Origin of the sequence: Acinetobacter sp. USHLN143 (assembly GCF_037145695.1) — a bacterium.
Lineage (GTDB): Bacteria > Pseudomonadota > Gammaproteobacteria > Pseudomonadales > Moraxellaceae > Acinetobacter > Acinetobacter fasciculus.
In genome coordinates this window covers 1-10,313 of the sequence record NZ_JBBCWZ010000085.1, presented here as the reverse complement: position 1 = coordinate 10,313, position 10,313 = coordinate 1, and the positions used below count along the sequence as shown (strand labels likewise).

The 10,313-nt window shown below is 43.3% G+C and carries 7 protein-coding genes and 1 pseudogene; 4 read left to right on the top strand and 4 right to left on the bottom strand.

The genetic code is table 11. The features are described 5' to 3' along the window. Window positions 1–562: 562 nt before the first annotated feature. Window positions 563–946: a DUF962 domain-containing protein gene (locus WFH18_RS15230; protein ID WP_005104473.1), complete on the bottom strand. Its 384-nt coding sequence runs from the start codon at window positions 944–946 to the stop codon at window positions 563–565. A 329-nt stretch (window positions 947–1,275) separates the two neighbouring features. On the opposite strand from WFH18_RS15230, the gene WFH18_RS15225 reads away from it, so the two are divergent. Both WFH18_RS15225 and WFH18_RS15220 read left to right on the top strand, forming a co-directional pair. Next, window positions 1,276–2,733 carry a CYTH domain-containing protein gene (locus tag WFH18_RS15225; RefSeq protein WP_004729913.1) on the top strand — a complete coding sequence of 486 codons (1,458 nt, stop codon included), beginning with the start codon at window positions 1,276–1,278 and terminating at the stop codon, window positions 2,731–2,733. Between the two features lie 140 nt (window positions 2,734–2,873). After that, window positions 2,874–4,328: a CYTH and CHAD domain-containing protein gene (locus tag WFH18_RS15220; protein WP_004729914.1), complete on the top strand. Its 1,455-nt coding sequence runs from the start codon at window positions 2,874–2,876 to the stop codon at window positions 4,326–4,328. A 22-nt stretch (window positions 4,329–4,350) separates the two neighbouring features. Here WFH18_RS15220 and WFH18_RS15215 read toward each other — a convergent pair whose 3' ends face one another. After that, on the bottom strand, window positions 4,351–4,983 hold the full coding sequence (locus WFH18_RS15215) for a hypothetical protein (protein WP_004729916.1): 633 nt from the start codon (window positions 4,981–4,983) through the stop codon (window positions 4,351–4,353). Between the two features lie 111 nt (window positions 4,984–5,094). Here WFH18_RS15215 and WFH18_RS15210 point away from each other — a divergent pair, with 111 nt between their 5' ends. Continuing rightward, window positions 5,095–5,496, top strand: coding sequence for a DUF3144 domain-containing protein (locus WFH18_RS15210; protein WP_004280011.1), 402 nt, complete (start codon window positions 5,095–5,097; stop codon window positions 5,494–5,496). 117 nt (window positions 5,497–5,613) lie between these two features. After that, complete coding sequence (locus tag WFH18_RS15205; protein WP_004729918.1) at window positions 5,614–6,678, top strand: amidohydrolase family protein; 1,065 nt, start codon at window positions 5,614–5,616, stop codon at window positions 6,676–6,678. Window positions 6,679–7,011: 333 nt separating this feature from the next. Here WFH18_RS15205 and WFH18_RS15200 read toward each other — a convergent pair whose 3' ends face one another. Both WFH18_RS15200 and WFH18_RS15195 read right to left on the bottom strand, forming a co-directional pair. Next, on the bottom strand, window positions 7,012–9,783 hold the full coding sequence (locus WFH18_RS15200; RefSeq protein ID WP_005104475.1) for a M16 family metallopeptidase: 2,772 nt from the start codon (window positions 9,781–9,783) through the stop codon (window positions 7,012–7,014). Window positions 9,784–9,927: 144 nt separating this feature from the next. Continuing rightward, window positions 9,928–10,197: pseudogene (locus WFH18_RS15195) on the bottom strand (PhzF family phenazine biosynthesis protein); the annotation flags it as partial. Between the last annotated feature and the right edge of the window lie 116 nt (window positions 10,198–10,313).

The following is a 10,313-nucleotide window of genomic DNA, read 5'->3' as shown; positions in this document are numbered from 1 at the left end:
GGCAGAAGAAATTATTTAGACCAATTATCAAAAACTTCATTGATGACTTTATTCTCGATAAAAATCATCTGCTACCACAGAGAGTCTATAAATAACAGTGCGTAAGTCCTATTAATATTAAAAATACCCATTTTCAGGGATAGCCCAATCGGCACGAAGCGTCTTAAATAGCCTTAGACACAGAAAATAAACAGAAAAATAAATACCTGTGTTGGTAATACCCGATCCTTTCTGGTTTTGAGTCATTCGTTTGTGGGGAAACCTTTCAAAGCCAGAAAGGATCTTTTACTTTCAGCACAAATCCACATGAATTCTTCTATGAATATTTACACAATAGCATGAGCAAAATCTTGAACATTTATTGGTAGCAAACAGGCATAAAAAAAGCCCGGAGAAGGTCGCTCCAGGCTTGGAAAACTGATGTATTAATTAAAATATAATGGTTGATCAAAAAACCTAATCTGCAATACCATAATTATTAGAATAATAATTCTAGACTTGCAAGGCTTTTATCGAAATTTCATGCTTTAAGTGGGCACATTCCGATAAAAGTCATTCTGGCTTAACTGGAAATTTTATCGTATTTAAGGTCGATCAGACTGATATTACCACGCAGGACATCGGCAAACATGCGCCAGTCCGAGATAAAGCTATATACAGGCTGTTTGAAGCTGGCTGGTTTATTGCGCTCAAAGATAAAATGACCGACCCAGGCACAGGCATAGCCCGAGAGTAAACCATATGCAAAATATCGCGGCTTGCCTTGACGAATGGCTTTGGCAAAACAGTATAAACCGATGCTACTGCCGGCCACGTGCAGACGGCGGCTAATAATATGCCGATGCTCAGTCAAATAGAAGCGATAAAATTCATGATAGTTCTTAATCGGCATCTGGGGCTGAACCATCACCTCATTCTTACTTTCTGGTTGTACTTGTACATTCATCTGTCATCATCCTGACGTTTTTTGTTTTACCTTAGCGTATATTTTAGCCAAATAACAGCCTTTTGATGCGCGCTTCAATGCATCTTGCACATCCCCATGAAGGCCTGAATCCGATCGTTTTAGCCTAAAATGAACCGATGAAATCTAAGTTTCAAACTTCTGTTTAAGCTTTTTATGCTCAGTCAAGTCTTACATGCATTTTGATTTTGGTTACAATCTGCTGCGCACAAATCTAAAAATATAATTGCGGCTGCTGTCCGCCTCATTTTAAAACCTTATTCAAGTGAAGATTCAGTACTTAATTGCACTGAACAGATAGGATGATCATCATGGTTGAAGTTGAACTCAAGTTCCAAATTCCTGTGGCACGACGCACTGCGCTGCTCAAGGCACTTGATCCGAAAAAGTCTCAACAGATCCAGCTTCAAGCCAAATATTATGATACTACCGACCGTCAACTGGCCCGGCATGGGGTGGCACTGCGTCAGCGTCTGGAAGGTACACGTTGGGTGCAAACACTAAAAGCGGCCGGGAAAAGCCACATCGAACGCTTTGAACATAATCATGATCTAGGGGAATTAACCGCATCTCCTGAACTGGATTTAGATATTTATAAAAAATTTCCAGAAGCCGGGGCAATTCTCAGCAATGCGCTCAGCAATCAGTTCAACCAGCTCCAACTCCAGTTTGAAACCGATATTGCCCGTACGTTAAGAGTGATTGACTATGAAGATACCCAGATCGAAGTCAGCCTGGATATTGGACAGATCCGCACACAGGATGCTGAGCAAGAAGTACATGAAGTCGAGTTCGAACTAAAAAATGGTTCAATTCAACATCTGCTGGCCTTCAGTTTTGAATGGGTCAAGAAATACCAGCTCTGGCTCGATGTACGTAGTAAGGCCGAAATAGGCAATTTATTGGCCACTTCACAGCGCGTCAGTCCTGCGACCCTTAGCAAAGAATTTCAGATCAGCAAAAAAGACAGCGCCAGTAAAACCATGTGCAGTCTGATTGCACAGCAGATGCAGCATTTATTGCCGAATATCGCGGCGATTGCAGCTCAGGTAGCAGAGCAGGAACATATTGATCAGGCACGACTGGCACTGGATCACTTATATCTGACCTTGCTGCTGTTCAAAGACTGGCATCCACAGCTTTCGGACAAATGGGCACATCAACTGGCGGCCTTTAAGCAGCAATTTGAACATTTGCAACATTTACAGCATATGCAAAACAGCTTGGCCGGTTTCCTGCAAAATCCCACCACGGCAGAAAACCTGAGCAAAGATATTCTGTATGCGCAGGAGAAACTCGGTAATCTGGTCAAATCTACCCAGAATGTGCATCATTATCTGGAATTACTGATGTTCAGTTTAAATGAAAATGAGCATGCCTCGCTGGACTTGAAAACTGCTGCTCAAACTACCTTGCAACAGCAATATAAAGCTTTGCAGGAACAAATGAACCAGACCGATATCACTGATTTTGAAAGTCTGGATCAATTGTCGGGCCGGATTCAGGAGCTCAAATTCAGCTTTCCGATTTTAACCACGATCTATGATGTCAAAAATTTGCAGAAATACAGCAAAGCGCTGAACGATGCTCAACTGGCAGCCAGTGAATATCAAACTTTGGCCTCTTCTGCAGTTTATATTCAGCAGACCGAGCTGGAAGCAAGTGACTGGTTTGTGCTGGGCTGGCTGACCGCCAAGCAGGAAGTCTATGCGCAGAAACTGCTTGAAGCGACCGAACAGTTCTTGGTCAGTCGTAAATTCCTGAAATAAAAATATTGAAATAAATATCACAAGAAAAACTCAAAGCACGCCTTCTCTGGCGTGCTTTTTTGTTGCAGAAGCACATCACACCCCTGCCGATCTTTGGGCTATATTAATCTATAAAACCAACATCGCGGAGGAATGACCCGATGGCAGAAATAGAACTCAAATTCCAGATTCCGCCACAGTCTCGTGTGCAATTTGAACAGGACATCCAGAAACTTCAGCCGACTCGGCATCGTCTGTGTGCACGCTACTTTGATACTGAAGCGCAACAATTACAACAACATCAGATTGCCCTGCGGCAACGTCTGGAAGGCCAGCAATGGATTCAAACCCTGAAAGCAGCGACTGAACAACAATTTGAACGTTTTGAACTTGAGCATGAATTAAAAAGTCCTCCGGAACATTGTGATTTTCAGTTATATCGCAAACATAAACCGGCCAAAAAAATCCTGAAACAGGCGCTCGGTGATCTGGAGACACCGCTTATTCTGCAATTTGAAACAGATGTCGTACGGTATGTACTCACAGAAAGTCATCTGGACAGTAAGATTGAAATTGCCTTTGATGTCGGAGAAATTCGACACAATGATCAAGCCATCGATATTTATGAAGTCGAATTTGAGCTTAAATCCGGCCAGCTGAGTGAATTGATTGATTTCATTCAGCCCTGGGTTCAGCGTTATGCTTTGTGGCTGGATACACGGAGTAAATCCGAACGCGGTTATGCCTTATTACATGGTGAAGAGAATCTGCCGGTTCAGCATCAGCTTCCCTTAGTGCTTGAACAGAAAGATCAGATCATTACGATTTTGCAAAAGATTGTCGTCAATTGTTTGGCTCATCTTTTCCCAAATGCGATGGCGATTGCTGCCGAAAATTATAATAGTGATCATGTGCATCAGGCACGTGTCGCGATTCGGCGTTTGCGCAGCGCATTTAAAATTTTCCAGTCCGTGACCGAGCATGTGCAGCCAGAATGGCCGGAACAGCTGCGGGATATTTTTCAGCAACTGGGTTCTACCCGAGATCGCGATGCCTTGGCAGAAAGCCTGATTCCACAACTGGAAAAAGCAGGTTCCCCCTTACTGAAATTACCCCCACACCGACAAAAACAGCCAGATATCAGTGTGCTGTTCAGAAGTCCTGCTACCGTAGAACTAATGCTGCAACTGTTCAGCTTTAGCCAAGAAAAAACGGATAACAAAGCCAAGTCTTCACATAAGATTTTGTGTAAAGGCCTGAGCAAGCTGCACCAGCAAATCTGTCAGGATGCCGAGAACTATCAAGAACTGGATATTGAATCCCGGCATCGGACACGCAAACGGGTCAAACGCTTACGCTATAACGTAGAATTCTTGCAAAGCCTGTTTCCTGAAAAAGAGGTTAAAGCTTATTTAAAAGCCTTAAAACCCTTGCAAGAAAGCCTTGGGCATTATAACGACCTATTTGTTGCAGACGAATTATTTAGACCTTATGTCAAACAACAGGCCAAGGCCTGGTTTGTGCTAGGCTGGATAAGTGCGGAACAGCAGCGTTTGTCGAACGAAGCAGCAGAGCGTTTACAGCAGTTTGCAGAAAATACTAAGCCCTTCTGGTAAGACCGGGCTTGGTCAAACTGTGCTAGCGATATTTGCCGAATACTTTCCAGATATTATTGTCTGCCAGAGGATCGTTATAACTGTCGCTGCGTTGCTTGCGTGGCTTATCGCGTGCATCGACCAGTTCAAAATGTGGCTCAACACTCAGCACAATCCCATTCACATAAAAACGGGTGCGCGTATATTCGCTCTGGCCATGCTGAAACACATAAGTGCGTAAATCCACAAATTCACGGTGTGCCACCAAAGCTGCAGTATCGTCACTATCAAGCCACTGCCGCATGGCTGCAATCTGCTCGGGTTCGAACTGGCCGCATTTTTCGATCAGGCTGGCGACCCCACGAAAAGTTTTGGATTCCTTGGCGCGGGTTTTATTAATGCGAATCCGGTCAACATGAAAATAAAACAGCGGCAAGTTTAAATGACTCGGCAGATGGATCGCATCCAAGATTTCATCTTCCATAAAAGGCTGAAACAGATCCTGTGCCCTTTCAATCAGCCCGAGCCACTGGCTATAGTATTCATCTACCTGTGACTGGCTGCCATAATAAATCGGCAAGCCTTCAACATTGGCTAGATTTGCCGGTGGCCAAATATTCTGGCGCAATAAGGCAATATCACTTTTTAGGCTTTGTACTGCAATCGCATCCTGCATGGCATTCACTTTTATATGCTTAGGCTATTTTTTAGATTAAGGCAAAGGTTTAGTTTCTGCAAGGCTTTGCCTATAATTAACGATTGAGATTTTAGTGTTAGGAACAAATTCATGGTTCAAAAGATTGAAGCAACCGATGTAACCGAAGAAGAAGCGTTAAATGCGGCATTCTTTGAACGTGCTGATGAATTTATTCAACAAGCCAACGAGTTTTGTCGCGTAGAAAAAGGTTCACAGGAAAAACCGAGCGATAAGCGCGGTCAAGTCAGTGCGGCGATGTTATTTGGTACTGCCCGTTTCAATACCTGGGTGGCAGCGAATAACTTTAAAGATGGCAATGAAATGCGTGATGCCAAAGATCAGGTCATGTCTTATATCTTGCAGCAATTTCAAATGATGCTGGAAGATAACTATGATGAATACTGTGAACAGTTCGAAAACTATTTGCGTTTCCGTCACAATGAAGAGTTTCATGCCAACAAGCATAACCATGATCACAAGCACGATCATTGATTAAAATACGAAAAGCCCCGCGGGGCTTTTTTATTTGCCGTGATTTACTATATTGACTTTGAAATGATTTTTATCCTATATAAGTTGAATAATAAATAAACTAAAATAACGTATAGCATGCAGCAACTTCCCTTCCAGATCATTGACCCACATATTCACCAATGGGATCCGTACAACACCCCACACGCGGCAGCGCTCGCGGTCAAGCTGTTTGGCAAACATCCCAGACTGCTGGACAAAATGGAAAGACTGTTAAAACCCAAAGACGTCATTGAGACCATTGGCCTGACTCAGCACCTGACTGCACCTTATCTGCCTGCAAATTACAAGAAAGATGCAGGACATTATGAAATAGAGCAGATTGTGCATGTTGAAGCCAGCTGGCATGACCATAAAGGTACGGGGGTGGTAAATGAAACCCGTTTTATCGCTGGGCTTCCTTTTGATCAGCACATTATCCAATTGGGTGGAATTGTCGCCACGGCGGATCCGCGGCAGAAAAATTTTAAACAGTTGATTCAATTGCATCGCGAAGCTTCTCCCAAGTTTCGGGGCATCCGTAAAATGGCTGCAGTACATCCAGATAAAGGGATTCATGCCTGGACCGATGAACCGCATCTCTATCGCAACACAGATTTCCTGAAGGGCTTTGAAGAACTGGCCAGGCAAGATTTAAGCTTTGATGCCTGGGTGTACTCTACCCAGATTGCGGATGTTACTGCGCTGGCCAAAGCCTTTCCAAACACCCCTATTGTGCTGGATCATCTGGGTACGCCCGCAGGTTTATTTGGCAAAGTGGGCAAAGCTACAGGCAAGACCGAACAAGATCGCACCCAGATATTTGCGGACTGGAAAGATCAGTTGGCAGAACTGGCCGAATGCAAAAATGTATCGACCAAAATGTCTGGTCTGTTTATGCCAGTCTTGGGACATGATTTTCACACGCAGAAACGGCTGGCAAGTAAACAGGAATTAGTGGAACGTGCCGCACCCGTGATCCAGCATACTTTAGACTGTTTTGGTTCTGGGCGCGTGATGTTTGCATCCAACTTTCCAATGGACAGTGTCAGTAGCTCACTCACCAACATTATTGATGCCTTTAGCGATATTGTGCAGGACTACAATGAAAATGCCTTAAAGTCGATTTTTTATGAAAATGCTAAACGTTTTTATCGACTTTGAGTAGATGAGGACATGCTAAGTTGGATAACAGATTCCAGTCTAAATACGCCTTCAGGCAAAGGACTATGTATTTTACTCACTATTATTTCAAGCTGGATAACGTCTTATTATTATCAAATGGTGATCCATCATTCTTTTGATCAAGATATTGCTTTCGTTTCAGCTTTGATTGGCTGTGGAATATTGATTTTTTTTCTTATTGTATCTGTTTGGAGTCTGCCCCTATCTATCCTTGCGGGCATAATCGGAGGGATTATTTTTAGCCATAGAGCAACCTAGAGCATAAAACTAAAATAAAAAAATCCCCTCACTTGAGGGGATTTTTTATCAACACTACGATGTTTTAACTTGCTTACCGTACTGATCAGCCATCACTTCCACCAGCTGGTCCGGCTTGATGTATTTTTTGATCATGGCATCAATATCGGCTTTGCTCAGTTGAGCAATCGCCTGATCACGTTTTTCCCGGTAAACCAGATTACGGTCTTTTTCCAGCTGTGGGATCAACATAGTGTGAATACGACGATCATCCTCGAGTGCAGTTAAACGCTGTTTCAAGATACTGGCTTTTGCCGCTTCCACTTCCTGTTCAGTCACGCCACGTGTCAGCAGTTCATTCAGTACCTTATGCACTGCCTGAGAAACCTGTGCGGATTTTCCAGCCGTATAATTGGCACTAATCATCATTGCACCCACATCTGCCCATTCATCGAGTTGCACATCTGCACTAAAACCATAGACTAGTGCATTTTTCTCGCGTAACTCTTGTGCCAGTCGTGACGACAGCTGTGAATCACCCAGAATATATCGAAATACCTGTAATGCAGGTGCATCGGCATGATCAGCACCGACCGGCATGCTCATAAATGCCTGATAACTCCCGAATTCACGCTGCTCAGACAAAGCATGAATTTTCTGGGCTGGGTAGCTTCGATATTCCGATTTTAGACGCTCATAAGGCTGTGCAGCTTTCCAGTCTGAAAAACTGTTTTTCAGTACATTTTGCATCGATTTCGGATTAAATTCGCCCGTAACCGCTATTTGCGCATGCTGGGTTTTTAAAAACTGCTGATACAGTGCCATAACCTGTTCGCGAGTCGCTTTCTGATACTGTTTTTTGGCCAATTCCGGCTCGAAATGAAAACGCAGATCGCCAGGCTGATAAATCTCGATCGTTCGAGCCATCGTCAAGCTCGACACGGTATCTGGTTCAGTATAAGGACGATCCAGACTGGATAAAGTCTGCCCCTTGATTAAATCAAACTGACTTTGCTCAAATGCCGGCGTTTTCAGCACATCAACCACATACTGGAAAAACTCCTCAAACTTTTCTTTTTTGGCGCTGATCTGCAAGGTCAGGCCATTGCCGGATGCACCGGCAGTTGCCGAACCACCTACTTCAATAATTTTATCGGCAATCTGCTGCAAGCTTTGAGTTTTCGATGAGCGCAACATTAAATAAGCGGTCAGATCCAGAATCTCGCCTTTATTCATCAGGCTTTGTGCAGTACCAAAATCCAGTGAAATTGTGGCATAAACCTTGTCATCGCGGGTAGTCGTCGGAAACAACGCGTATTTAATGCCATTTTTCAACTTGCCACGCTGAATCTGTTTGTCTTTACTGTACAAATACTGTTTGGATTCCTGGACATATTGCTTCACTTCAGCCTGATAAACACTGACATCTTTCAGTGGCTCTTCTGCTTCAGTCTGTTGATCCAGAGTTTTTGCCGGTGCTTCTGTTTGTGCCAGTTCCTGCGCTTTTTTCTGATCTTCCGGGGTAGGTAAAATATTGCCAGAAATCCGGTATTCAGGTTTTAAAAAATTCTTATAGACCTGATTGACCTGATTCACATTCAGGTTTTGAATCGCGCTCAGATCTTTAAAATACTGGCTCCAGTCACCCGAATACGCCACTGCATAATCACTTAAACGTGAACCTAAAGCAGTCGCACTATTTTTAATATTGTCGGCCTGATTTCGGGTCAGATTTTTAGCCCGGTTTAATTCTGCTTCGGTAAATGGCTGGCTCTTTTCTACGCCTTGGATCAGCCCCTTTTCAATATCCTGTGCCTGATGATTCGGAGCATAGATTGCTCCCATAAACACCAGATTAAAGTCTTTATCCAGCCAGGTACTGGATTGCACCGCTGTTGACTTCCCAGTTTCCACCATATTCTGATAGAGATGTCCACTTGGCTGCAAAGTATAGAGCGTTGGCGAAACAGCCAAAGCCGTTTTAATGCTTTCTTCGGATTGATTCAAATAAAGATTAAACTTGGCCAGATCACTGCCTTTCTTTACTGTAAATTCACGCTGTTTGATTTGCTCTGGTTTAAGCGCTGGGACTTTCACTTGCGCTGGTACATTTCGGGATTGAATCGGACTGAAATGCGTATCCAGCTGTTTTAAGACTTCGGCATTATCAAATTTGCCCGAAATGACCACAAAGGCATTATTCGGTGCATACCATTGACGGTAAAAACGGTTCAGCTCCTGCATATTGATGGATTGCAGCTCATTTAGGTCACCAATCGGCAAACGGCCTAAATACTGATTGCCATAAGCAGATTTAAACACCTGATCGATCAATACTGAAAATGGCTGATCCAGACGAATTTCACGCTCGCGTTTTACAATATCAATTTCAGTCGGTACATATTTTTCCTGAAGCACCAGCTTGTCCATGCGTTCGGCTTCGAGAAAAATGACTTCACTCAGCGCAGTTTTTTCAGGACGGATCACATTGGTATATTTGGTCGAGTAATAGTCGGTACTGGCATTAGTCATCAAGGTATATTGATCCAGTCGACGCTGGAATTCATCCCCTTTGACATTTTCTGTGCCTTTAAAGGCCAAATGTTCCAGCAGATGGGCCAGTCCGCCCTTGCCCTGAGGATCATTCAGGGAACCGGTCAGATAGACCGTATTCATAAAAACTTTATTTTCTTTATCATTCGGTGCCAGGATAATGCGCAGTCCATTATCCAGTCGGTATTCTTCAATATTCTGTTCCGTTTTCACCAAAACAGGCTGTGCAAAACTTAGTACACTACAGCCAGACAATACAATAGCCAGACTTAAATTTTTATAACGTAGCAACATTCTTCATCCAAATTATAAATATAAATTTTTATTCGCGCCCATCTTAGAGAATGATTCTTTTTCTGAATAATCTATTCCAAGCCGAACCATCAAAATAACATGCCGCCTCACCTGACGACATGTAGATCTATGTAATTATAAAAATTATAGATAAATTTCAGCCTGCATATATAGCTTGCCGTAACCTGAAATTTCAATTCGTTCCTGATCTTGCAAGGCACAATACAACACCCCACCACGCGCTGATGCCTGATAGGCGACCAGTTCATTTTTACCGAGTTTCTCAGCCCACAGCGGCGCAATTCCGGTATGAATCGAACCGGTTACCGGATCTTCATTGATGCCATTACTCGGTGCAAAATAACGTGAAATACAGTCGTATTGGGTATCTTGTGAAGTGATCGCGACGTCTAGATAGTTGGCGAATTCAAACATGAGGTGCGACAGTTTGAAAAGTCTTATGATAATCAACAAGCTGAGCAAATTTCTCTAATGGTGTAAGCCAATCTAACGCTTTTCTAGGACGAGTA